The following is a 25,719-nucleotide window of genomic DNA, read 5'->3' as shown; positions in this document are numbered from 1 at the left end:
ACTGCGCCTCAGCCCCGGCGGCTTACTGCGCTAAGGCGCGGAAGGCCGCCAGTTCGTCCTCCTGCATGCCAGCCTGGCGTGCCGCTGCGCAAATCTGCTGCCAGCTGTTGCTGTCCAGCGGAATGCCCTCGCGTTCACGTGCTGCCCGGTTGCGCGTTTCCCATTCGCCCGGCACCAGAATCTCCGCCTCACCACTTTGTGGTGAACGCCTGACCCACGCGAGAAACTCTTCGGCTTCCCGCTGCATCGCCGGTGCGTCAAACGCGTCAGGGTTCAGGATAATGGTGGTCATGCCGTTAAAGATGGCGTCAGTGCCGGTGAGCAGCGTGGCGTCATGCGTAGTGCGACCACCAGATAGCGCGCCGCCAAGAATTTCGCACATCGTCGCCAGCGCATAGCCTTTGCGCAGGCCGAAGGCGGTCAGCGCGCCATACGGCGACTGATGCATCACGCCCGGATCGGTGGTCGGCTGGCCCTGCGCATCAAGCAAATAGCCCGGCGCGACCGGCTGACCTTTGTTATACGCCACACGCGTTTTACCAAAGGCGATGCCGCTGGTGGCAAAGTCCAGCAGCAGCGGTTCGCCGTCGCGACGCGGAAACACCGCGCAGAACGGATTGGTGCCGAAGCGGCGATCGCTGCCGTTAAACGGCGCTACCATCGGATCGCCCATCACATTAACGAAGTGAAAGGAGACAAAGCCCGCTGCGGCACACTGCTCCGCCCAGTGACCGATACGGCCAATGTGATGCGAATAATGCAGGCCGACCGCCGCGAGCTCAAACCTGTTCGCCCGCTCAATGCCGTGCTGCATGGCCTCGTACGCGGCCACTTGGCCAAAGCCGTTCTGGCCATTGAGGGTGAGGACCGCGCCAGCGTCTTTTTCGATGCTGACGTGCTGATTGAGCTGTAAAAAGCCCTGCGTCAGCGAGGCCATATAGCTCGGTATCATACCGACGCCGTGGGAGTTATGGTCCGCGAGGTTAGCAGCAATCAGATGGTCAGCCACCAGGCGCGCTTCCTCGGCGCTGCTACCGGCATGCAGCCAGATAGCCTAAACAAACTGATGTAAGCGGGAAGGGGAAACACGATGCAGTTCAGTCACGCGGTTAATCTCCTTATGGGGGAGAGAGCATCCTGCGCTGAAATGCATAATAACCGCAAGTAAGGACTGATAAAGGGCCACAACACGTGGCCCAACAAACTCAGTGCCGCTGTTCGAAGCCGGCTTTAACCATCTGTTCACGCAGTGCGCGTGCAATTTCACGGTTCCCACCCGTAATCGGATAAATAACGTTGTTGACAACATCGTCAAGATAATGCTCATCAAACTCTTGCAGGGTGAGCTGCGTACCGCCTTCGTCATTAATCGCAATGCTGCCACGAATGTGACTGCCATGATCCTTTGCCTTGAGGCTGTAACGACCCATGCTGGTATTAATCGTGCTCATATCATCTCCTTCTTACGTCGACATAGCGAACAATTGAGGCCTGCTACAGACGCTGTAATTTTAGACAATCAGCGCGCTACGTGTGCGGCGGGATGGCAACTTAAGCGATAAGCTGCGACCGGGCTCGCAGAAAAAAACAGCAAGCAACAGTCTCTGATGCAAGTGACTGGGATCGCGCTCGCAGCGCCCAGCGAAGCCGGAATAATCATCTATACTGAATGCACGATGCGTTATTTTTCATCTTGAAGGAGCGAACTATGAAAATAATACTGATGGATCATTGCCATCATCTTTATTGTCGGGTTACTGACGATTACTGGCGTGTTTAAACTGATTTTCTGACGCGTTCAGGCACCCGGCGGGTGCCTGAAACATTATTCAACGTGACGGGTGGCAGAAGCAGAGTGCAGAAATGACCGCGGGATCACATCGTGCAGGCTGATCGGCTTGCCGCACGCGGCGCAACAGGCGCCGTGATGATCGGGAGCGTCGACCTTTTCCTTGCCGGGTACTGTATAAAAAAATTTGGCGCAACCGCAGCGGCTGCAACGAATTGTCATCTCAGTTCCTCCTTTTTCCGTCCTAGAGTGGTAAGATTTATCTCAATCATCGGGTGAGTTCAATTGATAAATTTTATTAATTTATTTATGAAATCAATTTCTATGGATAAGTTGCTGAATATTAAGTGATCACCCTAAGTAATCATCAACTGAGCAGTGCATTTTCTGCACCTTTTGCCCTCTGCGTTTTGTTTATTTGCCGTTTCGACTCCGTTCGCGCAGTGAGGTAAAATTAACCAGCTGATTGCCAGCAGAGCCAGGTGCGACTGGCGCCACTGTGGCGTGCGCGCTGCACGCGCTCCTGGCATCAGCTATTAACCCACGGCAGCACGGTGCGGCGCGATGTGGCGCTTCGCGGTGACTGCCGGATACAGGATGATTTAACAGGAAGCATTGTTGTGAACTGGCGTATTTCTGCAGCCTTTTGCGGCTGTATTTTGACTTCATCGGTTTCTTTTTCGACACCAGCGGCAACCACAGGCGAAGCGATTAAATCGGGCTGGAATACCTTCTCCGATAACGTGGCGCAAACCTGGACACAACCGCAAAATTACGATCTTTACATCCCGGCTATCACTTGGCACAACCGCTTTACTTACGATGATGAACACATCAAAAAGTACAACGAGCGGCCGTGGGGCGCGGGCGGTGGCGTTTCGCGCTGGGATGAAAAGGGCAACTGGCACGGCCTGTATGCCATGGCGTTCAAAGACTCGTTTAACAAGTGGGAGCCCATCGCCGGCTACGGCTGGGAAGTGACCTGGCGACCGCTGAACGATCAGAATTTCCATCTGGGCGCCGGTTACACCGCGGGTGTGACGGCCAGGGATAACTGGCGATATATCCCGGTTCCGCTGGTATTGCCGCTGGCTTCGATAGGGTATGGCCAGGCAACCTTCCAAATGACTTACATTCCAAGCACTTATAACAACGGCAACGTCTATTTTGCTTGGTTAAGATTTCAGTTTTAATCTCTGAAAATGCGCAGAAAGTGTGAAGGGCATGGAAAAAATCAATATTTATCACTTTTTCATCAATTCGCGCTGGACAAATGTCACTGCAATTGCTGTACTAGATGCCGACACAGTTTAGTGTCCATTTTTCATGTAAAGGTAATAAGATGTCCAAGATCAAAGGTAACGTTAAGTGGTTTAATGAGTCCAAAGGATTCGGTTTCATTACTCCAGAAGATGGCAGTAAAGATGTATTCGTACACTTCTCTGCTATCCAGAGCAACGGCTTCAAAACTCTGGCTGAAGGTCAGCGTGTAGAGTTTGAAATCACCGACGGCGCTAAAGGCCCATCTGCTGCTAACGTTACCGCTCTGTAAGTTAACAGTCAGAATTTTAAAAACCCGCCTGATGGCGGGTTTTTTTGTGCTTTTTTCAGCCCTGCCACCAGCTAATGGCCCAGGCGACAATCACCAGCGTACTGAGCGACAGCGCCAGCCATTCATTAAAACAGTGCGGTACCAGATTCTTCATGTGCCATGCCTCGCAGCTTCATTTATGCCAGCATGGCAAAGCAAGATTAAGCCAGCCTTAAGCCAGCGTGACAGCGGCATGACAAGGCACATTCTGCGACGTCGCTCACAGATAATTCCCGTAACATACTCATAACAAAGCTTACTTGCAGATTTTTCAGCGGCAACGCTATATAACAGCAGTCAGGGAACGGAGGAGGCAGGATGAACATACGTGAAGCACAGGCCAAAGACAGCTTTGCCCTGAGTGCGCTGTTAACCGAGCTGGGTTATCGCGGCACGGAAAAATTTATCAGCGATCGGCTGGGGCAATTGTGCGCCCATCCCGACGAGACGCTGCTGGTGGCGGAACACGGTAACCAGTTGCTGGGATTTCTTTCGCTGCACTTTATTCCGCAGCTGGCATTAGCGGGCGATTTCGCGCGCATCAGTTATTTCTGTATCGCCGAGGGCGAGCGCAGTAAAGGCAGCGGCCAGCAGCTGCTGAACCACGCCGAGCAGCTGGCGCGCGCCCGCGGCTGTGACCGCATGGAAGTGCATTGTCACGCTCCTCGCGACTGAAAGCCAACCAGTTTTATGCGCGCGAAGGCTACGTTGAATCGCCACGCTATCACATCAAAGATCTGGGCTGATATTAAGCTCGCGTCCGCAGGCAATCACTAACGCATCGGCGATGCAGCCGAGCTGATCGGCTGGCAGCCGCGCAATGCTGACGCGAATGAACTGTCCGCTGTTGATGCTGAAACGTTCGCCTGGCAGCACGGTGATGCCCCGTGCGGCGAGGGTGATCATGGCATACTGCTCTGACGCCACCGGCAGCATCACACTCAGTCCGTCGCGATCTTCCTGTACCAGCCCGCGCCGCGCCAGTGCGGCCAGCAAGTGCTGACGGCGCGCGGCATACGTGGCTTTGGCCTGCAGTATGCGCTGCTGGGTGGGCGCATCGCTCAGCATCCAAGCCACCGCATCCTGCAGAATACGGCTGGTCCAGCTGACCCCGAAGTTACGCCACGACTGCAGCCGTTTCACCAGTTCTGCCGTGCCGGATACCACCGCCGGCCGCAGATCCGGGCCGTAGGTTTTGGAAAAGGAGTGCACGTGCAGCGTGCGCTGCGGATAGTGGCGGCCGAGACTCCATACCGGCCAGCGTGACAAATCGCCGATGCCGTCATCCTCGACAATCAGGGTGGCACTCTGCGACAGCACCTGCGCCAGCTCTTCGCTGCGCTGCTGGCTGACGCTGTAGCCGGTCGCCGAGTGGGTGCGTGGCTGATAAATGAACATCGCTGGCGCTTTCTGTAAGTGTGTCGCCAACACTGCGGGCAGCGGTCCCTGCTCATCACCGGGCAGCGGCAGGATCTCGGCGCCGATGTTATTGAGCATATCCAGCAGACGCGTCGCGGTCGGATCTTCAATCACCACCCGATCGCCGGGTGACAGCAGCGTCTGCACAATCAGGTTCATGGCATCAAAGCCGCCATCGGTCGCCAACCACGCCTCCGCTGGACAGGGCCAGCGCGGCGCAATGGCCGCCTGCAGCTGTGGCGAAATCGCCTCACGCTGATAGCTATTCAGCTGCGGTGACGCCAGCCCGGCTTTGACGTTTTCACCATAGTTGCCAATTTTCTCAAAGCGGACCGGTCGCGGCATCACACTGTTGCCGCACACCCAGATTCCGCTACGCCCTTTACCCGCCAGCACTTTCTGTTTTTTCAGCTGTGCCCAAGCCGCGGATACCGTGGCCGGACTCACGCCCAGCCGCTCCGCCAAATCGCGCACCGCCGGCATCTGCATGCCCACAGCAATCTGTCCGCCGCGAATCAATGTTGACGCGGCGAGGGTAATACCTTTTACCGAGGCGTCGTTAATCTGCTGGCTGAGCCACTCTGCATCCACTATTTGCGTCATAAGAAAAAGCTTTGTTTGCCGGACGCCTGACCGCTGATCATCCCGTTGTTGACCGGCTGGCGGGATTTGGTCGCCCGGGCCGCATCGAACCGGCGCCGGACGAGCGTCCGCTGATTGAACTGTTGAAAGCCGGCGAGCTGGATGCGGTGTTCACGCCGTTTATGCCTGAGGGCTTTTTCCTGAAAGATTCCGGTCTGCGCCAGCTGCAGGAGGATTTCGTCAGCGCCGAGCGCGACTATTTCAACCGCGTCGGCTATGTGCCCGGTATTCATCTGCTGGCGCTGAAGCCAGCGCTGGCGGCCGCGCATCCGTGGCTGCCGCAGGCGCTGAGCGAGGTGATCGATCGCGCGTATCAGCTGTGGATGCGCAAACGCGAGAAGTACGCGGATACCACGCCGTGGCTGCTGGATGATTTGCGACGCACCGCGCAGGAATTACCAGCCGACTAGGCTGTGTCCCTTAATTACATAACCTCTTGTAAAACAGCCGGATGCATCCCAGTTTCACCATCGCCAGATAATTCCTCGCCGTTTTGTCGTAACGTGTGGCAATGCGGCGGTATTCTTTTGTCCGGAGTAGGCTTTGTCAGCCAGCACTGCATGGCCACGACGCTTCATGCTGCCGTTCCGGCGCTGAACACCAATACCGTCCAGAAGACGTTGTGCAAACTGGCTTTCGTGAGCCTGACCGGGACTCAGTACGATATTTAACGGCAGACCGCTTCCGTCTGTCGCCAGATGGATTTTGGTGCCAAAACCACCGCGAGAGCGACCCAGCCCATTATCTCCGGCGGTATCGGAATGTTTTTTTGCGCCCCGGCGGCGCACCTGAGTGCCCGGATATTGCTGCCATCCAGCGCAGTTGCGGACCAGTCAGCGAGACCATGAGCATCAAGAGAAGAAAGTAACCTGTTGAAAATAATGTTAATCACTCCCGATTTAGACCATCGATTAAAACGGTTATAAACGGTCTTCCATGGGCCATATCGCTCAGGCAAATAGCGCCATGGTGCGCCTGAACACAGCACCCAGAACATGCCGTTGATGATCATACGATGTTCAGCCCATGGACGTCCGGCCCGTGGTGTTGCTGGTTCAGCAGGTAATAAGGGCTGGATGATGTCCATGCTTCATCGGGAAGGTCGTAGCGAGCCATAGTTCAGTGTGTTGTGGAAACAGGTAGTTACTATATCTCAGGTGATTAAGGGACACAGCCTAGAATCAAAACGGATTTACCGCTAACAAAAGGATGATTGCCGACTTCGCCCGTGAGCTGTTTCAGCAGGGCTTAACCACAACGTTGCTCTCGCCGGAGGAGATTTTCCCGGCGGCGGCCAGAGGGGAGTGAAGATGAAAGTAGCCATGGGGCAGTTCGCCGTTAGCCGCGAATGGCAGGAGAACACCGCCATTTGTCGCGGCCTGATGCAGGATGCGCTGGCGGCGGGCGCCGATCTGCTGGTGCTGCCGGAAGGCGTGCTGGCGCGTGATATCGCCGATCCCGATCTGGTGTTAAAAGCCGCACAGCCGCTGGACGGACCGTTTGTCAGTCAACTGCTGGAAACCAGCAAAGGTAACGCGCTGACCACCATGATGAGCGTGCACGTGCCGACGCAGGATAACAAAGCGCACAACGTGCTGATTGCCCTGCGTAATGGCGAAATCATCGCGCAGTACGTCAAGCTGCATCTGTACGATGCCTTCGCCATGCAGGAGTCGCAGCGGGTCAATCCGGGGGATGCAGTACCGCCGCTGGTTGAGGTGGCCGGCATGAAAGTCGGGCTGATGACCTGCTATGACGTGCGTTTTCCCGAGCTGGCGCGCCGGCTGGTGCTGGACGGTGCCGACGTGCTGGTACTGCCTTCCGCCTGGGTAAAAGGATCGTTAAAGGAGATGCACTGGGAACTGCTGACCAGTGCGCGCGCGCTGGAAAACACCTGCTACATGGTGGCGGTAGGTGAGTGCGGGCTGCGCAATATTGGTAACAGTCTGGTGATCGACCCGCTTGGCGTGGTGATTGCTAAGGCACCGGAGTGCGCCGCACTGGTGTTTGCCGAACTGGATCCGGCCCGCATCGCCTACGCCCGCAGCGTGCTGCCGGTACTGGAAAATCGCCGCTTTGCCCGTCCGGAATTGCAATCACTTTGACCTGCCAGGGGGGAAACTGACTGATGAAAATGCTTTTAACCGCCATCGCGCTGGCGACCGGCCTGACGGCGAGCGTAGCCCAGGCAGCGGACGCCATTCCGACGCAAAAAATGGATAAGGCGCTGCACGATCGACTGCCCGCGCAGATCAAACAGGCAGGCAAAATGATCTCGGTAAACAACGGCTCCTTTCCGCCGTATGAGATCGTTAACGGGCCGCACTCAATGGATGGAGCGTCGGCCGATCTTACCGTGGCGCTCGGCCAGCTGCTGGGCGTGAAAATTGAACACGCGACGGTGAGCGGTCTGTCCGGCTTACTGGCCGGCATTAATTCCGGACGCTATCAGATGGCCATCGGGCCGATAGGTGATTATCCGGATCGTCAGCAGAAGGTGGACTTCATCGACTACGTGCAGGAGTTCGTGGTGTTTGCCGTGCAGAAGGGCAATCCGGCGCACATCAACGGTCTGGCAGATGCCTGCGGCAAGCGCATTGCGGTGATGGCGGCCGGTTCCAGGTGATCCGCAAACAGTCAGCCGCCTGCGAGGCTGCGGGCAAACCCGCGGTAGTTGTACAGTCCTTTACCGATCAGCCTTCGTCGATACTGGCGGTGCGCTCGAAGCGTTCGGATGCCTTCTTCTCCTCGCAGGCGCCGCTGACCTACTTCATTGAGCAGGCGCAGGGGCAGCTTGAACTGTCTGGTCAGGGGCAGAAAAACGGCTTTGGCGATATCTTTCAGGGTACGGTCGTCCCCAAAGGCTCGCCGCTGGGCGAGGTGGTGCTGGATGCCTACAAAGAGCTGTTCGCCAACGGTACCTACGTTGCCATCATGAAAAAGTGGAAGCTGGACGGCAACATGCTGCCGCAGCCGGGACGTAACTTGGCGCAGGAGACGGTAAAATGAGTGCCGTCGGCCCCAACGCGCGCACCACGGATCAGGCTGATGTGCCCGCAGCGCGACGTCGCTTTTGCCCGTAGCGCGCCTGCGTATGGACGCTGGATTAGCTGGATCGTGGTCCTGACGCTGGCAGCGAATGGTCTGTGGCTGGTGGCGACCAATCCCAATTTTGAGTGGCGCGTGGTGCTGCAGTGGTTTACCGAAGGCTCGGTGCTGAAAGGGCTGCAGGTGACGCTCGGGCTGACGGTGGTGTCCGATGGTGCTGGGGCACCCTGCTGGGGCTGCTGCTGGCGGTCTGGCGCTCAACGAGGCCGCCTATATGGCGGAGATTATCCGTGCCGGCCTGCTGTCGGTCGATCACGGTCAGGTTGAAACCACTCAGGCGTTTGGCATGAGCCGCAGCCGCGCACTGCGGCGTATCATCATTCCACAGGCGATGCGCGCCATTATTCCACCGACCGGCAACCAGCTGATTAGTATGATCAAAGCCACATCGCTGGTGAGCGTCATCGCTATGGGCGATCTGCTCTATTCGGTGCAGGCCGTTTACAACCGTACCTTTGAAATCATTCCGATGCTGATGGTGGCGGTGATCTGGTATCTGCTGATTACCTCGATCCTCAACGTCGGCCAGTCAGCCATTGAGCGCTACTACGCGCGCGGCAGCAAACGTACCGTGGTGGTGAACAAACGACGCGCCAGCAGTGACACGGCGCTGGCCGCGGCCCCGCGTTTAAAGGAGGACGTATGAGCGAGATCCAGCAGCTGGTGCGCGCGCGTAATGTGCAAAAGAGCTTCGGTGATAACGCGGTGCTGAAAGGCATCGATCTTGATGTGTTTCCGGGCGAAGTGGTGGTGATTCTCGGGCCTTCGGGCTCAGGCAAGTCGACCTTTCTGCGCTGTATTAATCATCTGGAAGAGATGAATGCCGGCTCGATTATGGTGGGCGACGAGCAGATTGGTTATGCGCTAAAGCGCGGCCTGCTGCATCGCCTGTCGGCGCGGAAAATTGCCCATCAGCGGTAGAAAATCGGCATGGTATTTCAGCAGTTCAATCTCTATCCCCATATGACGGTACTGCAAAACATCATTGAAGCGCCGATTGGCGTGCACAAGTTCCCACGCGATGAGGTGCTGCAACACGCGCGTGAGCTGCTGTCAACGGTCGGATTGAGCGATAAAGCCGACGCCTGGCCGCGACATCTGTCGGGGGGACAACAGCAGCGCGTGGCGATTGCCCGTGCGCTGGCGATCAAACCGCTGCTGATGCTGTTCGATGAACCGACCTCGGCGCTGGATCCGGAACTGGTGGGGGAAGTGCTGGCCACCATGCGTACGTTAGCCAATCGCGGCCTGACCATGATTGTGGTGACGCATGAGATTGGCTTTGCGCGCGAGGCCGCCGATCGCGTGGTCTTCATGGATGGTGGCGTGGTGGTGGAACAGGGACCGCCAGAGCAGGTGATTGGCAATCCGCAGCATCCACGTACCTAGGCCTTTCTCAGCCGCTTTATCTGACCGTGAGATCTCACTTTGTTACAGATTGCAGTTTAGCGTGGTGAATAACTGCGCGTTAATAGTACTGTCCGTTTTTCGCGAAGGTTGAAAGGTAAAATATGGAAGGTATCAGTATTGCCAAACTGCTGATCATCGGTGCGCTTATCGTACTGCTTTTTGGCACCAACAAGTTACGTTCACTGGGTGGCGATCTGGGTTCCGCAATCAAGGGCTTTAAAAAAGCCATGAAAGATGATGAATCCACCGCAACCAAAAGCAGTGCCGAAGAAACGCCTGCTGAACGCGTCGGCCATAAAGAGTAATCTCTGCGCTGAACGTCAATAAGTGTAAATATTTATTACGTTAAAAAACCAGACTGCTACAGTCTGGTTTTCGTTTTTTAGTGCCAGACAATGTGATGTTCCAGCGGTTCATCCCAACCTGGCAGGTTGCCGCCGTGATCGCCTCTGGCAGTTAGTGTGCTGTCAGCGCTGTGCCACTCATCCAGCCATGCTTCGCTGAAGGTCAGCGGCAGAATAGCGGGCGCAATATCATCCTGCTGCATCGCCAGTTCCATCAGCGCACAATCAATCGCGCTGAGATCGCTGTCATCAATCGGCGTGATAATGGCGGCAGGCTGTGGCAGTACGGTAATCAACTTAGTGTAACGGCTGCTGACATGCCCCTGTTCATCGACGAATTCTGCACTGAAAACATGCTGTGCCGCGCTTAAATCGGCGGGCTGAGCGAACTGCCAGTGACCCTGTGCGTCGCCCGTTACCACCTCGATCAGCACATTATCGATATAAATATGCACCTGAGCGCCCGCCGCCAGCGTGCCGCTAAACATTTTCGGCTCACCGCTGTCATCGTAATCCACCGCATAGTCGTGTTGCGGCATGTCGCGCAGCACAGCCACCTCATGCAGGCGTAGGGACAGGCGGCTGGTGGGGCGTCTGACGTTCAGCTGCATACAATGCCGCAGGCAGCGCGCCGACCAGCGACAGCGCCGGGCTGAGCGCCGGAACCTCAGGCAGGCTGTGCCAGACGCTCTCGTCGTCGGCCTGCTGCGCTGACCCCAGCGGCTGCAGCGTTGGCAGCAACGGCGTTTCATCCGGCGTTACGCTGCGCAGTTCGGTGAAAGGCAGTGCGGGCGCGGGCGCAGACGCAGGCTGCGCGCCTGGCGGCAGGTGCAGGTGAATTTCGTCGTAGCGGTGGTCGATGCTGATGGCGGTTGCAAGAAACGCCAGTTCGCATGACGCATGGGGCGTCACGAACGGATTAGTGATATCCATGGGCGTGGTGCGCGCTTTTAGCGCATCCAGGCTTTCGCCCGACGCGCCGCTTCGCGGTCTACCAGAGGATGGACCTGACACATCCGCCGCCCGCATAAAATCGAGCTCATCGATATGAAAGGATGATTGCATAATCTGACCTTTATGAAAAAACACTAAGAAAATAAAAATAATAAACAGGCTCTTATGGCCTCAGCGGTTAAAGCGACAGATTTGCGACAGGAATTAAGCTGTTTAAGCAGAATTTTTGCGATTGCGCCGCAGCAGGGCGCAATCGCGGCAGGAGGTTACTTCACTTCCAGGCCTTTCGCCTGCATATCAGCGTGATAAGACGAGCGGACGAACGGACCGCAGGCGGCGTGGGTAAAGCCCATCGTCAGCGCTTCTTCTTTCATCTCATCAAATTCAGCCGGGCTGACGTAACGCTGTACCGGCAGGTGGTGACGGCTTGGCTGCAGGTACTGGCCGAGGGTCAGCATGGTGACACCGTGGCGACGCAGATCGCGCATCACCTCAATGATTTCCGCATTGGTTTCCCCGAGACCGACCATCAGACCGGATTTGGTTGGCACGTCCGGATGCGCCTCTTTAAAACGCTCCAGCAGCTTCAGCGACCACTCATAGTTAGCGCCCGGACGCACCTGACGATAGACGCGCGGTACGTTTTCCAGGTTGTGGTTGAATACATCCGGCGGCGTAGCCGTGAGGATCTCCAGCGCGCGATCCATACGCCCGCGGAAGTCCGGCACCAGCGTTTCAATTTTGATGGTCGGGCTTTTTTCGCGGATGGCGCTGATGCAGTCGGCAAAGTGCTGTGCACCGCCATCACGCAGATCGTCGCGGTCTACCGAGGTGATCACCACATAACGCAGCGCCATATCGGCGATGGTTTGTGCCAGCTTCAGCGGCTCGTTGGCGTCCGGCGCGTTTGGACGACCGTGTGCCACATCGCAGAACGGACAGCGGCGGGTACAGATGGCACCGAGGATCATAAAGGTGGCGGTGCAGTGGTTAAAGCATTCGGCGAGGTTAGGGCAGGAAGCCTCTTCACACACCGAGTGCAGGCCGTTTTTACGCATCGCCGCTTTGATGCCCTGAATGCGGCTGGAATCCGCAGGCAGTTTGATCTTCATCCACTCCGGCTTACGCAGGATTTCCTGGCGCTCTGTGACCACGGTTTTTACCGGAATCAGCGCCATTTTGTCGGCATCGCGATACTTGACGCCACGTTCCATCTGAATTGGTTTACTCATAAATCTGCAGGTTCCGGTCGGGATTGCGATTTGAAAGCTTCCTCACTCAAACTGAGAATCAAGCTTTCAACTTTATTTGAAAAAATTGCAAAAATTATATCATCTTGCCGGAGCAGAAGCAGCCGATAAGCCGTGGCGAAAGTTACAATTTTGTAAATGCGCACGTACGGTCAAGGTCAGCACGCGGCTTCATCATGCCATTCCGTGTCGGTAAAGCCGGTCAGGCGCGCGAAATGCTGCACCAGGCGCGGTTGCACATCCGCCGGCGTGACGCCGGGCTGGAAGGCGCTGATCTGCGTCATCTGCATGCCGGCATAGCCACAGGGATTGATGCGCAGGAAGGGCCCCAGATCCATCGCGACATTGAGCGCCAGACCGTGAAACGAGCAGCCTTTACGGATGCGCAGGCCGAGCGAACAGATTTTCGCATCGCCGACGTATACGCCGGGCGCATCCGCGCGCGCGCGCGCGCTGATGTCGTAATCAGCCAGCGTAGCGATGACCGTCTCTTCCAGTGCGGTGACCAGATCGCGCACGCCCAGCTTGCAGCGTTTAACGTCAATCAGTACATACATCACCTGCTGGCCTAGGCCGTGATAGGTTACCTGGCCGCCGCGATCGCTCTGTACCACCGGAATATCGCCCGGCACCAGCACATGTTCGGCTTTGCCCGCTTGGCCCTGAGTAAACACCGCAGGGTGTTCCACTAGCCAGAGTTCATCGGCGGTGGCGCTGTCGCGCCGATCGGTAAAGTGATGCATGGCATCGGAGACGGGCTGCCAGTCGCGCTGGCCAAGCTGACGAACAAGAAGCGTATTAGCAAACAAAGCAGAAGTCCGGTAGCGAGTGGAGGGCAGAGTATAACGCTGGCAAAGCGGCCTTTACCAGCGTCAGCATTACAGCACCATGCGCACGATTTCGATGTTGCCCAGCTCTTCGTACAGGGTTTCCACCTGTTCGATGTGGGTGGCGTTAATCGTGATCGAGACCGAGTGATAATTGCCTTTGCTGCTGGGCTTCACGTCAGGGCTGTAGTCGCCGGGCGCATGACGCTGCACCACTTCAACCACTTGATCAACCAGCTCCGGTTGCGCCAGGCCCATCACTTTGTAGGTAAAAGGCGTCGGGAATTCGAGCAGTTCATTCAGTTTGGTTTTCATATTAACTCCGGTGCATAAAAAACAGGCTCCCGCCGAAGCGGGAGCAATATAGTAGCTTATCTGGGGACGGATTGGCGATTTTTCAAGCGCGCCTTAGCCGAACCAGTGATGGAACATCAGTTTGATGTAATCGATGATACGGCTGAAGAAACCGCCTTCCTGCACTTCATTCAGCACCACCAGCGGACGCTGTTCGATGGTTTTACCATCCAGCTGGAAGTTGATGCTGCCCACTACCTGGTTTTTCTGCAGCGGCGCGCGCAGTTCGGTGTTGTTCAGCACGTAACTGGCTTTAAGGTCTTTCATGCGGCCGCGCGGGATGGTCAGGTAGGCATCTTTTTCCACGCCGAGCTGCACGCGATCGCTGTTGCCAAACCATACCGGCTCAGACGCAAACTCTTTGCCCGCCTTCAGCGGTGCCACGGTTTCGAAGAAGCGGAAGCCCCAGGTCAGCAGCTTTTTACTTTCGGTTTCACGGCCTTTAAAGGTGTGACCACCCATCACCGCCGAGATCAGACGCATCTGATCTTCGGTCGCTGACGCCACCAGGTTGTAGCCGGCGGCTTCGGTGTGGCCGGTTTTGATGCCGTCGACGTTCAGGCTGGTATCCCACAGCAGGCCGTTACGGTTCATCTGGCGGATGTTATTAAAGGTGAACTCTTTCTCTCTGTAGACCGCGTACTCATCCGGCACATCGCGAATCAGCGCCTGACCAATCAGCGCCACGTCACGCGCCGTGCTGTACTGACCGTCAGCATCAAGACCATGAACGGTCTGGAAATGGGTATTTTTCAGGCCCAGCGCGCCCACGTAGTTGTTCATTAGGTTAACGAACGCGTCCTGGCTGCCGGCAACGTAATCGGCCATCGCCACACAGGCGTCGTTACCGGACTGCAGCACGATACCGCGCGTCAGCTGAGAAACCGGTACGCGATCGCCCGGCTTGAGGAACATCAGCGAGGAGCCTTTGAACACCCGATTGCCGGTCGCCCAGGCATCTTTACCGACGGTAACAATGTCATCCTGATGGATTTTGCCCGCTTTGACCGCCTGGCCGATGACGTAGCTGGTCATCATTTTGGTCAGACTGGCCGGGTCGCGGCGCGCGTCCGCGTTCTTTTCCGCCAGCACTTTACTGGAGTTATAGTCGATCAGCACGTAAGCTTCGGCATCGATGTCCGGCACGCCCGGAATCATGGTTTTCAGATTAACATCATCTGCAAAGGCAACGTGGCTGAGGGAGAGAGCGACCAGTGATCCCACTGTCAGGCGTTTCAGAAAACGAGAAGGTTTCAGCGTATTCATGTTCAGGACTACAGCATCCGTGGGGTTAAGAGTGAAAAAAAGTGCCTTACTATAGCAAAGCTGCCATCGTGCGACATCTGGCTTTATGCCTCAGTGTCAGCAGGCAAGGGCACGGCCCGTCACATTGACGGGCGGGCCGTGGTAATAAAGGAACTGATCTGCGCTTCATTGCTCAGACGCTGCTGCAGCGCGGCGGCCTGAGCCCGACTGCTGAAACCGCCAAGCTGCACGCGGTAGAAGTTGCCATTGGCTTCCACCGCGCCGGGTACACCAAAGCGCTGGCCAAGGCTGTCCGCCATCTGCCGGGCGCGTGCGGCATCATTCAGGGCGCCAACCTGTACCACAAAACCGCTGCTGGCATGGGCGCTGGCGTTGTGGCTGGCCAGAGCCGGACTCGCTGCGGCAGCCGGTGCGGCAGGGCTGGCGGCAACCGGTGTGGTCGGTGCGCTGCCTTCCAGCACGCCGCTGGCTAACGGCTGCGGCGCGCCGAGAAAGCCGCTGCTCTGCACCGGTGCGCCGATGTTACCGTTGCTCTGCAGCGAACTGTTATCCACCGCGCGAACGTCCTGTGCGACAGGGGCTGGCGCGCTGCTGGCGCCGGTCATCACCATGCCGCCGCTCAGGTCAGGCCGTGCCGGCAGCGCATAGCTCTGTTTGGCCACGGTGGTGCCGATGGTGCCCGGGCCGGATACTGAACCGTCCGGTGCTACTTTGATGTAATCCACCCGTACGCGGGTGTTATTGGAGATATTCAGGCGATCGCCCGCGGCGCGCGACAGGTCGATAATCCGGCCCGGCGTGTAAGGGCCGCGATCGTTGACGCGCACCACAATCTGCCGGCCGTTAGCTAGGTTGGTGACGCGCACGTAGCTTGGCAGCGGCAGGGTAGGGTGTGCGGCGCTTAACGCGTCCGGATCGTAGGTTTCACCCAGCGCGGTGCGGTTGCCCTGCGCCTCTTCGCCGTACCAGGTTGCCAGACCGACTTCACTGTAGTTAGACGGATCTTTAATCACCCGGTAGGTTTTACCGTTGATGCTGTAGTCCTGGCTGGTAGAAGGATTGATCGGCTCATAGCGCGGCTCCACGCCGGGAATCTCCACCACCGGGCCATTGTAGGCCGGCTGCGGCGGGGCCGTGTTCGTCTGCTGTTCCGGTGTGGAACAGGCAGCCAGTACCAGTGATGCCAGAGCAACCCCAAGCCAGTCCTTACGCATGTGCAGCCTCTTAAACGCTTTTAGATAACATTTTTCGATTAGTGTGGATCGACATCACGATGCCAAATCCGGCCATTAACACAATCAGCGCCGATCCGCCGTAGCTCACCAGCGGCAGCGGCACGCCAACCACCGGTAAGATACCACTAACCATGCCAATGTTAACGAAAACATACACAAACAGAATCAGCATCAGGCCGCCGGACATCACGCGACCAAAGGTTGTTTGCGCGCGTGCGGCAATCACCATCCCGCGCATGATCAGCAGCAGATAAAGTACCAGCAGCAGCAGGACGCCCACTAGGCCGAGCTCTTCCGCCAGTACCGCGAAGATAAAGTCGGTGTGACGTTCGGGCAGAAACTCCAGCTGCGACTGGGTGCCATGCAGCCAGCCTTTGCCGCGCAGGCCGCCGGAGCCGATAGCAATCTTGGACTGAATAATGTGGTAGCCGGCACCGAGCGGATCGTTCTCCGGATCGAGCAGCATCATCACGCGGTCGCGTTGATAATCGTGCATCAGGAAGAACCACAGAATCGGGATGAACGCCGCCACCAGCAGCACGGCCACGCCAATCAGCTTCCAGCTCATGCCCGAGAGGAACAGCACAAACAGGCCGGAGGCGGCGATCAGAATGGAGGTACCGAGGTCCGGCTGCGCCGCCACCAGCAGCGTCGGCATGAAAATCAGCACCAGCGCGATGCCGGTGTTTTTCAGCGTCGGCGGGCAGACATCGCGGTTGATGAAGCGTGCCACCATCAGCGGCACGGCGATTTTAGCGATTTCAGACGGCTGGAAGCGCACAAAACCGAGATCCAGCCAGCGCTGTGCCCCTTTACTGATGTGGCCGAAGGCATCTACCGCCACCAGCAGGATCACGCAGACAATGTAGAGGTAGGGCGCCCAGCTTTCATACACGCGCGGCGGCACCTGCGCCATCACCAGCATGATGATGGTGCCCATGGCAATCTGCCCGAGCTTGCGCTCCATCATGCCCGGATCCTGGCCGCTGGCGCTCCAGATAACAATGGCGCTGTAGGCCAGCAGGCTGATGATGATCAGCATAAACAGCGGGTCGATATGGATACGCGTCCAGATCGTTCTTTTCTGGGGACTATCGTTCATCGACATCGTTATTCACCTTCGTAGCCGGGCGGCATGGGTGCGGCTTCTGGCAGCACGGTATTGTTGTCGCCCAGCATTATGTGGTCGAGAATCTGGCGCATCACGGTGCCCACCGCCGGGCCGGCACCGCCGTTTTCCAGAATCATGGTGACGGCGACGCGCGGCTTGTCGTACGGCGCGAAGGCGGTCATCAGCTTATGGTCACGCAGCCGTTCGGCAATTTTATGCGCGTTGTAAGTCTCATTCTCTTTCAGGCCAAACACCTGTGCGGTACCGGATTTCGCCGCAATCTTGTACGGTGCATCGGCAAAGCTTTTGTGCGCGGTGCCGTTGGCGCGGTTGGCCACGCCATACATCCCGTCTTTGGCGATCTCCCAGTAGCCGGAATGAATGTCGCCAATCGGCGCATCCGGCGGCTGGCGATACGGCACCATGCTGTTGCCTTCACGGGTTGCGCGCAGCAGGTGCGGCACTTTAATCACGCCGTCGTTAATCAGGATCATCAGCGCTTTGTTCATCTGCACCGGCGTCGCCGTCCAGTAGCCCTGGCCGATACCGACCGGAATGGTGTCGCCCTGATACCACGGCTTCTTGAAGCGTTTCATCTTCCATTCGCGCGTCGGCATGTTACCGGGGTTCTCCTGCGGCAGGTCGATACCGGTACGGTGGCCGTAGCCGAATTTGGTCATCCACTCCGACAGGCGGTCGATGCCCATGTCATAAGCCACCAGATAGAAGAAGGTATCCGCCGACTCTTCCAGCGATTTGGTCACGTTGAGGCGACCGTGGCCCCATTTTTTCCAGTCGCGGTAGCGCTTTTCCGAGCCCGGCAGCTGCCACCAGCCCGGATCGAACAGGCTGGTATTACGGTTGATCACGCCGGCGCTGAGCGCTGATACCGCCACATAAGGTTTAACCGTGGAAGCTGGCGGATACGATGCCTGCAGCGCACGGTTATACAGCGGGCGGTTCTCATCGCCGAGCAGCGCCTTATAATCTTTACTCGAAATACCATCGACAAACAGATTCGGATCGTAACTGGGTGTGGAGACCAGCGCGAGAATCTCACCGGTGCGCGGATCGCTCACCACCACGGCGGCGCGGCTGCCGGTCAGCAGGGTTTCGATGTACTGCTGTAGCTTGAGATCGATGGTCAGCCAGATATCGCGTCCGGCCTGCGGTGACTGCTCATGCAGCTGACGGATCACGCGGCCGCGGTTGTTGACTTCCACCTCTTCGTAACCGGTTTTGCCGTGCAGCACATCTTCGTAATAGTTTTCGATGCCGAGCTTACCGATGTCGTGGGTGGCTGCGTAGTTCGGCCATTTGCCTTCTTCATCAAGGCGCTTGACGTCACGATCGTTGATTTTCGAGACGTAACCCACCACGTGTGTCAGCGTCTGGCCGTAGGGATAGTAGCGGCGCTGATAGCCTTTCACTTCCACGCCCGGGAAACGGTACTGGTTCACCGCGAAGCGCGCGACCTGCACTTCATTCAGGCCGGTTTTGACCGGAATGGAGGTAAAGCGGCGCGAGCGCTTGCGCTCCTTTTCAAACGCATCGATGTCGTCGTCGGTCAAATCTAGCACCGGCCGCAGATCCTGCAGCGTCTGCTTCCGATCATCGACTTTTTCCGGCACCAGCTCGGCCTGGTAAATGGTGCGATTGAGCGCCAGCGGCACACCGTTGCGGTCATAGATGATGCCGCGGCTGGGGGCGACCGGCACCAGTTTGATGCGGTTTTCGTTTGAACGGGTGCTGTAGTCGTCGAAGCGCAGGATCTGCAGATGATACAGATTGACCACCAGCACGCTGGAGAGCAGCAGGATGCCGACAAAGGCCACCAGGGCGCGGCGGACAAACAGTTTCTGTTCGGCAGTGTAATCGCGAAAAGCGTTGCTCTGTAATTTCATCCGCTGCGTTTATTGTCTGGAGGTTGTCAGGCGTTTATTCACGGTGATAAGGGTGATTAGTGGTAATACTCCAGGCACGATACAGGCTTTCCGCCACCAGCACACGCACCAGCGGGTGCGGTAGCGTTAACGCGGACAGTGACCAGCTCTGCTCGGCTGCCGCTTTACACGCCGGCGACAGACCTTCCGGCCCACCAATCAGCAGGCTGACATCACGCCCGTCCAGCTTCCAGCGCTCTAACTGCTGCGCCAGCTGCGGCGTTTCCCACGGCTGTCCGGGAATATCCAGCGTCACAATGCGGTTGCCTTTGCCCACCGCCGCCAGCATCGCTTCACCCTCTTTTTCCAGAATGCGTTTGATGTCGGCGTTTTTACCGCGTTTACCGGCCGGCACTTCAGTCAGCTCAAACGGCATATCTTTGGGAAAGCGACGCAGGTACTCCATGAAACCGGACTGAACCCAGTCGGGCATTTTGGTGCCGACGGCGACAAGCTGCAGTTTCAACGTTTAGCTTCAGAGCTTTTCCAGCTCATACAGCTGGCGGCTCTCTTCCTGCATCACGTGCACGATCACTTCACCGAGATCGACCACAACCCAGTCAGCAGCCGCTTTGCCGTCGACGCCAAGCGGTTTCAGGTCAGCCGCGCGCGATTCCTGCATCACATGGTCAGCGATGGAGGAGACGTGACGGTTGGAAGTCCCGGTACAGATAATCATGCAATCGGTGATACTGGATTTGCCCTGCACATCAATCGCAACGATGTCCTGGCCTTTGAGATCATCAATCTTATCAATAACGAACTATTGGAGTGCTTTGCCTTGCAAAAGGTTCCCCTTAAAAACAGGTGATTATGGGCAGGCTGAATGCCCCGGAAAACGCAGCCAAAAATGAAGCGGCGCAGTATAGCACGCGGCGATCAATCGCGATATAAGCCCGCGCGATCGATGTAGTCGATCACCGCCGCCGGCAGCAGATCGGCGCAGTCCTGGCCATGATGGCGGCGCTGGCGAATCTCAGTGGCAGAAATGTCGAACAGCGGCGTATCGGCCAGCCAGATGTGGCCTGCCGGTGCGCGATGCAGCTGCTGCACCTCATGCGCGCGGTGCGCATCCAGCCACTGCTGCATCTCTGGCGTAGCCATCTGCGTGGCGTAGCCTGGACGCTGACAAACCAGCAGGTGACACAGCGACAGCAGTTCCTGCCAGCGATGCCATTTTCCTAACGTTAGCAGAGAATCCTGGCCGATGATAAACCCCAGGGGCTGTTGCGCACCGCGCTCGGCGCGCAGGGTTTCCAGCGTGTCCACCGTCCATGATGGCGTGGTGCGAGTCAGCTCGCGCGTGTCGATATCAAACAGCGGACGATCGGCAATGGCGCAGCGCAGCATCGCCACGCGCTGTTGTGCGCTGGCTTCCGGCTGTGGCCGATGCGGCGGCACGTTGTTCGGCAGCAACGTCACTTTTTGCAGGCCAACCTGCTGCGCCAGCGCGGTGACCGGACGCAGATGACCGTAGTGAATCGGATCGAAGGTGCCGCCAAACAGCGCGTAAAGGTCAGACATCGGTTAAACCTAGCGGAAAATCACGATGGCACAGCAACAACGACAGCGTCTCCAGCTGCGGCCACAGATTCTGACCGTAGTCCTGCTTCATGGTCAGTTCGAGTTGTGCCAGCAGATGCACCGCTTGCTGCAGCCGTTGCGGATCCAGTCGCTGCAGCGCTTCAGTGAACAGTGCACGGCGGTTCTGCCAGATACGCTGTTGATCCATCAGCGTGCGCAGCGGCTGCTTCGCCTGCTGGCGTTGCAGCTGCAGTAGCGTCAGCAGATCGCGCTGCAGCGTGCGCAGCAGAATCACCACTTCGCTGTCCTCTTTTTGCAGCTGACGCAAAATGTGCAGCGCGCGTTTGCTCTTGCCGGCCAGCAGCGCATCAACCCAGTGAAACGGCGTGAAATGCGCGGCATCGTTCACCGCTTCTTCCACGCGGGGCAGCGTCAGTTTGCCGTCCGGCCACAGCAGCGACAGCCGCTCCAGCGCCTGGGCCAGCGCCAGCAGATTACCTTCATAACAGTAGCAGAGCAGCTGAATTGCCGCGTCATCAATACTCAGCTGCAGGGCTTTCGCGCGGGCGGCCACCCAGCGCGGCAGCTGCGCCTGTTCCGGCGTCTGGCACGGCACCAGCACCGCACTGGCGCTGAGCGCTTTGAACCAGGCGCTGTTTTCCTGCGCTTTGATCAGCTTCGCCATACGCAGCACCAGCATAATGTCGCTGTGCAGCAGCGCAGCCAGTTTCACCAGCTGTTCGGCGATGGCGGCGTTGGGGCCGTTTTCCGGCAGTTGCAGCGTCAGCGTCTGGCGCTGTGTGAACAGGCTCAGCGACTGATAGCTGGCGAAAATCGCCTCCCAGTCAGTCTGTGCATCAACGCTGACGGAAAAATGCTCGTCGAAGCCCTGCTGAGCGGCGGCGGCGCGGATGGCATCTGCGCTCTCCTGAATCAGCAGGGGTTCATTACCGGTGAGAAAATAACAGGCGTGCAGCCCCTCTCGAAGCTGCGCGCGCAGTTGTTCAGGATAGATCCTGATCATTGCAAACTGGTGGCTGACGAGGAGGGCACTTCCGGTGAGTCCGCGCCTGGCGCAATCACTTCAGGTTGCGGCAGCGTCTCTTTGTTGCTCTTCTGCGCGGCGTGCACCGTCAGCAGCTTACGTACCAGCTGCTCGGCGGCACGCTGACGCATCTCCTGCACAATCATATCCTGCTCGGCATCCTTCGCCAGCGCGGCGTTCGGGTTGTCGAAGAACGAACGGTACACCGTGGTGCTGATCGGATAAATGCCTTTACCCGGCAGCAACACCTGCGCGCTGACGGTCATCACCAGCGAGTATTCCGCGGTGGTGCCGCTGATGAATACCGACGCGGTGTCGCGTCTTTGGCTCTCCGCGTCCAGACGCAGCGTCGGGTATTGCGCACTGGCCGCTTTGCTGTCTTCAACGATTTTGACATCGTTGATGTGCAACTGCTGACGCACGGTGCGCGCCAGCGGGCCATACGGATCGCCGCTCTGGACGATCAGTGTTTTCATTTCCGGTGGCACCTGCGTGGTGCCGCGCGGATGAAAACCACAGCCGGCAGTGACCAGCACTGCAAGCAGGACAAACAGCCTGATAACGAGTTGTCGCACAGTTCCTCCTGAACTTAACCTACGACCAGGTTAAGCAGTTTGCCAGGGACATAAATCACTTTACAAATGGTGACGCCATCCAGATATTTCGCCACCAGATGCTCCTGTGCCGCACGCGCCTGCACCTGTTCCTGCGTCGCATCCGGCGCCACGGTAATTTTACCACGCACTTTACCGTTGACCTGCACGACCACCAGCAGCGAATCCTCTACCATTGCCGCTTCATCGGCAACCGGCCAGCTGGCATCGTCGATGCTGCCTTCGCCACCCAGTGCCTGCCACAGGACGTAGCTGGCGTGCGGGGTGAATGGATAGAGCAGGCGCGTTACGGCGACCAGCGCTTCCTGCATCAGAGCGCGATCCTGTTCGCTCTCCTGCGGCGCGCGCAGCAGTTTGTTCATCAGCTCCATGATTGCCGCAATCGCGGTATTGAAGGTCTGGCGACGGCCGATGTCATCCGCCACTTTGGCGATGGTTTTATGCAGATCGCGACGCAGCGCTTTCTGCTCATCGTTGAGCGCGTTGACATCCAGCGCCACGGTGGCGCCTTTGGCTACGTGATCGTACGCCAGCTTCCACACGCGTTTCAGGAAGCGGTTAGCGCCTTCCGCGCCTGACTCCTGCCACTCCAGCGTCATTTCCGCCGGGGAGGCAAACATCATGAACAGACGCACGGTATCTGCGCCGTAGCGCTCAACCATCAGCTGCGGGTCGATGCCGTTGTTTTTTGACTTCGACATTTTGCTCATGCCCGCGTAAATCACTTCGCGGCCCTGATTGTCGATGGCTTTGATGATGCGGCCTTTTTCGTCGCGCTCGACGTTAACGTCAACCGGTGAAACCCAGTTGTGCTCGCCGTTGGTACCGACGTAGTAGAAGGCGTCAGCCAGTACCATGCCCTGGCACAGCAGGCGTTTGGCCGGCTCGTCAGAGTTGACCAGGCCCGCGTCGCGCAGCAGCTTGTGGTAGAAGCGGAAATACATCAGGTGCATGATGGCGTGTTCGATACCGCCCACATACTGATCGACCGGCAGCCAGTAGTTCGCTGACGCCGGATCCAGCATGCCTTCGTTGTAGTTCGCGCAGGTGTAACGCGCGTAGTACCACGACGATTCCATAAAGGTGTCGAAGGTGTCGGTTTCACGCAGCGCCGGCTGACCGTTGACGGTGGTTTTCGCCCACTCCGGATCGGCTTTGATCGGGCTGGTAATACCGTCCATGACCACGTCTTCCGGCAGAATTACCGGCAGCTGATCTTCTGGCGTTGGCATCACAGTGCCATCTTCCAGCGTCACCATCGGAATTGGCGCACCCCAGTAGCGCTGGCGTGACACACCCCAGTCGCGCAGGCGATAGTTCACTTTACGCACGCCGACGCCTTTGGCCGCCAGCGCATCGGCGATGGCGTTGAAGCCGGCGTCGTGGTCCAGACCGTCAAACTCGCCGGAGTTGAACAGCGTGCCTTTTTCAGTCATCGCCGCGGCGCTGACATCCGGCTCGGTACCGTCGAGGTTGAGCACCACCGGCTTGATGTTGAGATCGTATTTGGTGGCGAATTCCCAGTCGCGCTGGTCGTGACCCGGTACGGCCATCACGGCACCGGTGCCGTACTCCATCAGCACGAAGTTAGCGACCCAGACCGGAATCTCTTCGCCTGTCAGCGGATGGATGGCGTGCAGGCCGGTGGCCATGCCCTTCTTCTCCATCGTGGCCATGTCCGCTTCGGCGACTTTGGTGTTGCTGCATTCAGCAATGAAGTCGGCCAGCGCCGGGTTGTTGACGGCAGCCTGGCGCGCCAGTGGGTGACCGGCTGCCACGGCGACATAGGTTGCCCCCATGAAGGTGTCCGGACGGGTGGTGTAAACCGTGACTTTTTCCGCGCTGTTGGCCACGTCAAAGGTGATCTCGACACCTTCAGAACGGCCAATCCAGTTGCGCTGCATGGTCTTGACTTGCTCCGGCCAGTCTTCCAGCTTATCGAGGTCGTTGAGCAGCTCTTCGGCGTAATCGGTGATTTTCACGAACCACTGCGGGATCTCTTTGCGTTCGACTTTGGTGTCGCAGCGCCAGCAGCAGCCATCGATCACCTGTTCGTTCGCCAGTACGGTCTGGTCGTTCGGGCACCAGTTGACCGCGGAGGTTTTTTTGTAGACCAGACCTTTTTCGTACAGTTTGGTGAAGAACCACTGTTCCCAGCGGTAATACTCAGGCTGACAGGTCGCCAGTTCGCGACTCCAGTCATAGCCGAAGCCCAGCAGTTTCAGCTGGTTTTTCATGTATTCGATGCTGTCGTAGGTCCACGGTGCTGGCGCGGTGTTGTTTTTCACCGCCGCCCCTTCGGCTGGCATGCCAAAGGCATCCCAGCCAATCGGCTGCAGGACGTTTTTGCCCAGTATGCGCTGGTAGCGCGCAATCACATCGCCAATGGTGTAGTTACGCACGTGGCCCATGTGCAGGCGGCCAGAAGGATAGGGCAGCATAGACAGGCAGTAGTATTTCTCTTTGCCTTCCTGCTCGGTCACTTTGAAGGTTTCGTTTTCGTCCCAGTGCTGCTGGACGCGGGATTCTATCTCTTCCGGGCGGTATTGCTCTTGCATGGCTGCCTGTGGTCCTTGTGAAATCGTTTTTTAAACACTTTTGATCCGCATAGCATACCCATAAGGCCGCCCCTCAACAACAATTGACGCCCTCCGGCGGCGTGATTTGTGCGGAATGCGCCAGCGCTTTCACCCTTTTGCGATTTCCTCTGCGCTAAGCGCAGCAAATATGGCAAAGCGGCTAAACTTAACTCAGCATCTGCAGCGGAAAGGAGAACAAAATGAATAATGTGGCGCAGGAGTATCGTGCAACCGTAGCAGCATTAACCCAGCGGCTGGATCGTGGCGAACGTGATGTCGACGCACTGGTTGCCGAGGCGCGCAGCGCGCTGCTGCAGAAGCAGACGCTGACCACCGCCGAAGTCGACGAGGTCATGCGCGCGGTGCGGCGCGATTTGCACGAGTTCGCGCTCAGCTATCAAGAGTCCAGCGAAGCGCTCGGCGATTCAGTTTTTTTGCGGGTGATCCGTGAAAGCCTGTGGAAAGAGCTGGCCGATATCACCGATAAGAGCCAGCTGGAGTGGCGCAAAGTGTTTCAGGATCTGCGGCATCACGGCGTGTATCAGAGCGGCGAAGTGGTAGGACTAACCTAGTGTGTGAAAAGTGCGGCTTTACCCGGGCGATTTACACTCCAGAGAGCCTGACGCGCTGCCCGGAGTGCGGCCACGATCAGTTCCAGCGTCAGCCGTTTGAGCACTGATGAAAGCGAGCCAGGTCGTCATTACTGACGACCCT

General features: G+C 57.7%; 23 protein-coding genes and 7 pseudogenes. 11 read left to right on the top strand and 19 right to left on the bottom strand.

Annotation, left to right across the window (positions count from 1 at the left end; all coding sequences use genetic code 11):
- Positions 1 to 22: 22 nt before the first annotated feature.
- Entirely contained in the window at positions 23 to 1,051 is a 1,029-nt protein-coding gene (locus AC6I8M_RS10550) for a malate/lactate/ureidoglycolate dehydrogenase (protein ID WP_318285224.1), read from the bottom strand.
- A gap of 154 nt (positions 1,052 to 1,205) precedes the next feature.
- Entirely contained in the window at positions 1,206 to 1,451 is a 246-nt protein-coding gene (locus AC6I8M_RS10545; RefSeq protein ID WP_010615629.1) for a hypothetical protein, read from the bottom strand.
- A 276-nt stretch (positions 1,452 to 1,727) separates the two neighbouring features.
- On the opposite strand from AC6I8M_RS10545, the gene AC6I8M_RS10540 reads away from it, so the two are divergent.
- The 4 genes and pseudogenes from AC6I8M_RS10540 (at position 1,728) to AC6I8M_RS10525 (ending at position 4,126) form a co-directional block, all read left to right on the top strand.
- Positions 1,728 to 1,793 carry a small membrane protein YohP gene (locus AC6I8M_RS10540; RefSeq protein WP_498013805.1) on the top strand — a complete coding sequence of 22 codons (66 nt, stop codon included), beginning with the start codon at positions 1,728 to 1,730 and terminating at the stop codon, positions 1,791 to 1,793.
- Positions 1,794 to 2,409: 616 nt separating this feature from the next.
- The gene (gene pagP / locus AC6I8M_RS10535; protein WP_022547425.1) at positions 2,410 to 2,982 is read left to right on the top strand and encodes a lipid IV(A) palmitoyltransferase PagP; all 573 of its coding nucleotides are present in this window, start codon (positions 2,410 to 2,412) and stop codon (positions 2,980 to 2,982) included.
- Between the two features lie 149 nt (positions 2,983 to 3,131).
- Positions 3,132 to 3,341 carry a transcription antiterminator/RNA stability regulator CspE gene (gene cspE / locus AC6I8M_RS10530; protein WP_010615627.1) on the top strand — a complete coding sequence of 70 codons (210 nt, stop codon included), beginning with the start codon at positions 3,132 to 3,134 and terminating at the stop codon, positions 3,339 to 3,341.
- A 357-nt stretch (positions 3,342 to 3,698) separates the two neighbouring features.
- Positions 3,699 to 4,126 (top strand): annotated as a pseudogene (locus tag AC6I8M_RS10525) (GNAT family N-acetyltransferase).
- Here AC6I8M_RS10525 and AC6I8M_RS10520 read toward each other — a convergent pair.
- Positions 4,110 to 5,402 carry an aminotransferase class I/II-fold pyridoxal phosphate-dependent enzyme gene (locus AC6I8M_RS10520; RefSeq protein ID WP_058948913.1) on the bottom strand — a complete coding sequence of 431 codons (1,293 nt, stop codon included), beginning with the start codon at positions 5,400 to 5,402 and terminating at the stop codon, positions 4,110 to 4,112. The pseudogene AC6I8M_RS10525 and the gene AC6I8M_RS10520 overlap by 17 nt on opposite strands.
- Before the next feature lie 14 nt (positions 5,403 to 5,416).
- Between AC6I8M_RS10520 and AC6I8M_RS10515 the strand changes: the two are divergent.
- Positions 5,417 to 5,848: pseudogene (locus AC6I8M_RS10515) on the top strand (nitrate ABC transporter substrate-binding protein); the annotation flags it as partial.
- A gap of 13 nt (positions 5,849 to 5,861) precedes the next feature.
- Here AC6I8M_RS10515 and AC6I8M_RS10510 read toward each other — a convergent pair.
- A pseudogene (locus tag AC6I8M_RS10510) lies at positions 5,862 to 6,557 on the bottom strand (IS5 family transposase).
- Between the two features lie 194 nt (positions 6,558 to 6,751).
- Between AC6I8M_RS10510 and AC6I8M_RS10505 the strand changes: the two are divergent.
- From AC6I8M_RS10505 to tatE, 5 genes and pseudogenes are all read left to right on the top strand, one after another.
- A complete protein-coding gene (locus AC6I8M_RS10505) occupies positions 6,752 to 7,546 on the top strand; it encodes a deaminated glutathione amidase (protein ID WP_010618873.1) in 795 nt (264 codons plus the stop codon).
- Between the two features lie 23 nt (positions 7,547 to 7,569).
- Positions 7,570 to 8,450, top strand: a pseudogene (locus AC6I8M_RS10500) (ABC transporter substrate-binding protein).
- Positions 8,447 to 9,195: pseudogene (locus AC6I8M_RS10495) on the top strand (amino acid ABC transporter permease). Before AC6I8M_RS10500 ends, AC6I8M_RS10495 begins: the two co-directional pseudogenes overlap by 4 nt.
- A pseudogene (locus AC6I8M_RS10490) lies at positions 9,192 to 9,938 on the top strand (amino acid ABC transporter ATP-binding protein). The pseudogenes AC6I8M_RS10495 and AC6I8M_RS10490 overlap by 4 nt, the downstream one beginning before the upstream one ends.
- Positions 9,939 to 10,060: 122 nt before the next feature.
- Positions 10,061 to 10,264: a twin-arginine translocase subunit TatE gene (gene tatE / locus AC6I8M_RS10485; RefSeq protein WP_010618871.1), complete on the top strand. Its 204-nt coding sequence runs from the start codon at positions 10,061 to 10,063 to the stop codon at positions 10,262 to 10,264.
- Positions 10,265 to 10,341: 77 nt separating this feature from the next.
- Here tatE and AC6I8M_RS10480 read toward each other — a convergent pair whose 3' ends face one another.
- The 15 genes from AC6I8M_RS10480 to leuS form a co-directional block, all read right to left on the bottom strand.
- Complete coding sequence (locus AC6I8M_RS10480; protein ID WP_022547433.1) at positions 10,342 to 10,854, bottom strand: hypothetical protein; 513 nt, start codon at positions 10,852 to 10,854, stop codon at positions 10,342 to 10,344.
- Between the two features lie 7 nt (positions 10,855 to 10,861).
- Positions 10,862 to 11,368, bottom strand: coding sequence for a hypothetical protein (locus tag AC6I8M_RS10475; RefSeq protein ID WP_058948860.1), 507 nt, complete (start codon positions 11,366 to 11,368; stop codon positions 10,862 to 10,864).
- A gap of 155 nt (positions 11,369 to 11,523) precedes the next feature.
- Positions 11,524 to 12,489 (bottom strand): lipoyl synthase, encoded by a 966-nt coding sequence (lipA, locus tag AC6I8M_RS10470; protein WP_010618868.1) that lies wholly within the window; start codon positions 12,487 to 12,489, stop codon positions 11,524 to 11,526.
- 176 nt (positions 12,490 to 12,665) lie between these two features.
- A complete protein-coding gene (lipB, locus tag AC6I8M_RS10465; protein ID WP_010618867.1) occupies positions 12,666 to 13,316 on the bottom strand; it encodes a lipoyl(octanoyl) transferase LipB in 651 nt (216 codons plus the stop codon).
- Between the two features lie 69 nt (positions 13,317 to 13,385).
- Positions 13,386 to 13,649 carry a DUF493 family protein YbeD gene (gene ybeD / locus AC6I8M_RS10460; protein WP_010618866.1) on the bottom strand — a complete coding sequence of 88 codons (264 nt, stop codon included), beginning with the start codon at positions 13,647 to 13,649 and terminating at the stop codon, positions 13,386 to 13,388.
- A gap of 93 nt (positions 13,650 to 13,742) precedes the next feature.
- The gene (gene dacA / locus AC6I8M_RS10455) at positions 13,743 to 14,954 is read right to left on the bottom strand and encodes a D-alanyl-D-alanine carboxypeptidase DacA (protein WP_058948861.1); all 1,212 of its coding nucleotides are present in this window, start codon (positions 14,952 to 14,954) and stop codon (positions 13,743 to 13,745) included.
- 119 nt (positions 14,955 to 15,073) lie between these two features.
- Positions 15,074 to 16,168: an endolytic peptidoglycan transglycosylase RlpA gene (rlpA, locus tag AC6I8M_RS10450; RefSeq protein ID WP_010618865.1), complete on the bottom strand. Its 1,095-nt coding sequence runs from the start codon at positions 16,166 to 16,168 to the stop codon at positions 15,074 to 15,076.
- 10 nt (positions 16,169 to 16,178) lie between these two features.
- Positions 16,179 to 17,291, bottom strand: coding sequence for a peptidoglycan glycosyltransferase MrdB (gene mrdB, locus AC6I8M_RS10445; RefSeq protein ID WP_010618864.1), 1,113 nt, complete (start codon positions 17,289 to 17,291; stop codon positions 16,179 to 16,181).
- Positions 17,292 to 17,299: 8 nt separating this feature from the next.
- Entirely contained in the window at positions 17,300 to 19,204 is a 1,905-nt protein-coding gene (gene mrdA / locus AC6I8M_RS10440; protein ID WP_010618863.1) for a peptidoglycan DD-transpeptidase MrdA, read from the bottom strand.
- 34 nt (positions 19,205 to 19,238) lie between these two features.
- Entirely contained in the window at positions 19,239 to 19,709 is a 471-nt protein-coding gene (rlmH, locus tag AC6I8M_RS10435; RefSeq protein ID WP_010618862.1) for a 23S rRNA (pseudouridine(1915)-N(3))-methyltransferase RlmH, read from the bottom strand.
- 9 nt (positions 19,710 to 19,718) lie between these two features.
- A complete protein-coding gene (rsfS, locus tag AC6I8M_RS10430; protein WP_318285176.1) occupies positions 19,719 to 20,000 on the bottom strand; it encodes a ribosome silencing factor in 282 nt (93 codons plus the stop codon).
- A gap of 122 nt (positions 20,001 to 20,122) precedes the next feature.
- Positions 20,123 to 20,767 (bottom strand): nicotinate-nucleotide adenylyltransferase, encoded by a 645-nt coding sequence (nadD, locus tag AC6I8M_RS10425; RefSeq protein WP_058948862.1) that lies wholly within the window; start codon positions 20,765 to 20,767, stop codon positions 20,123 to 20,125.
- Positions 20,760 to 21,791 (bottom strand): DNA polymerase III subunit delta, encoded by a 1,032-nt coding sequence (holA, locus tag AC6I8M_RS10420; RefSeq protein ID WP_010616144.1) that lies wholly within the window; start codon positions 21,789 to 21,791, stop codon positions 20,760 to 20,762. The genes nadD and holA overlap by 8 nt, the downstream gene beginning before the upstream one ends.
- The gene (lptE, locus tag AC6I8M_RS10415) at positions 21,788 to 22,387 is read right to left on the bottom strand and encodes an LPS assembly lipoprotein LptE (protein ID WP_010616143.1); all 600 of its coding nucleotides are present in this window, start codon (positions 22,385 to 22,387) and stop codon (positions 21,788 to 21,790) included. Before lptE ends, holA begins: the two co-directional genes overlap by 4 nt.
- Before the next feature lie 14 nt (positions 22,388 to 22,401).
- On the bottom strand, positions 22,402 to 24,984 hold the full coding sequence (leuS, locus tag AC6I8M_RS10410) for a leucine--tRNA ligase (RefSeq protein ID WP_498013781.1): 2,583 nt from the start codon (positions 24,982 to 24,984) through the stop codon (positions 22,402 to 22,404).
- Between the two features lie 221 nt (positions 24,985 to 25,205).
- Here leuS and AC6I8M_RS10405 point away from each other — a divergent pair.
- Positions 25,206 to 25,684 (top strand): annotated as a pseudogene (locus AC6I8M_RS10405) (zinc ribbon-containing protein).
- The last annotated feature ends 35 nt before the right edge of the window (positions 25,685 to 25,719 follow it).

The sequence above is a fragment of the Type-A symbiont of Plautia stali genome (genome assembly GCF_059731155.1).
The sequence above is the reverse complement of the archived record's forward strand: the minus strand, read 5'-3'. Positions and strand labels throughout refer to the sequence as shown.

Excerpts from the sequence above, each read along its gene's own strand:
- nadD (WP_058948862.1), bottom strand. The coding sequence starts at position 20,767 with ATGTCTGACCTTTACGCGCTGTTTGGCGGCACCTTCGATCCGATTCAC.
- AC6I8M_RS10475 (WP_058948860.1), bottom strand. The coding sequence starts at position 11,368 with ATGCAATCATCCTTTCATATCGATGAGCTCGATTTTATGCGGGCGGCG.
- mrdB (WP_010618864.1), bottom strand. The coding sequence starts at position 17,291 with ATGAACGATAGTCCCCAGAAAAGAACGATCTGGACGCGTATCCATATC.
- rlpA (WP_010618865.1), bottom strand. The coding sequence starts at position 16,168 with ATGCGTAAGGACTGGCTTGGGGTTGCTCTGGCATCACTGGTACTGGCT.
- AC6I8M_RS10505 (WP_010618873.1), top strand. The coding sequence starts at position 6,752 with ATGAAAGTAGCCATGGGGCAGTTCGCCGTTAGCCGCGAATGGCAGGAG.
- tatE (WP_010618871.1), top strand. The coding sequence starts at position 10,061 with ATGGAAGGTATCAGTATTGCCAAACTGCTGATCATCGGTGCGCTTATC.
- holA (WP_010616144.1), bottom strand. The coding sequence starts at position 21,791 with ATGATCAGGATCTATCCTGAACAACTGCGCGCGCAGCTTCGAGAGGGG.
- ybeD (WP_010618866.1), bottom strand. The coding sequence starts at position 13,649 with ATGAAAACCAAACTGAATGAACTGCTCGAATTCCCGACGCCTTTTACC.
- dacA (WP_058948861.1), bottom strand. The coding sequence starts at position 14,954 with ATGAATACGCTGAAACCTTCTCGTTTTCTGAAACGCCTGACAGTGGGA.
- cspE (WP_010615627.1), top strand. The coding sequence starts at position 3,132 with ATGTCCAAGATCAAAGGTAACGTTAAGTGGTTTAATGAGTCCAAAGGA.
- AC6I8M_RS10545 (WP_010615629.1), bottom strand. The coding sequence starts at position 1,451 with ATGAGCACGATTAATACCAGCATGGGTCGTTACAGCCTCAAGGCAAAG.
- lipA (WP_010618868.1), bottom strand. The coding sequence starts at position 12,489 with ATGAGTAAACCAATTCAGATGGAACGTGGCGTCAAGTATCGCGATGCC.
- leuS (WP_498013781.1), bottom strand. The coding sequence starts at position 24,984 with ATGCAAGAGCAATACCGCCCGGAAGAGATAGAATCCCGCGTCCAGCAG.
- AC6I8M_RS10520 (WP_058948913.1), bottom strand. The coding sequence starts at position 5,402 with ATGACGCAAATAGTGGATGCAGAGTGGCTCAGCCAGCAGATTAACGAC.
- mrdA (WP_010618863.1), bottom strand. The coding sequence starts at position 19,204 with ATGAAATTACAGAGCAACGCTTTTCGCGATTACACTGCCGAACAGAAA.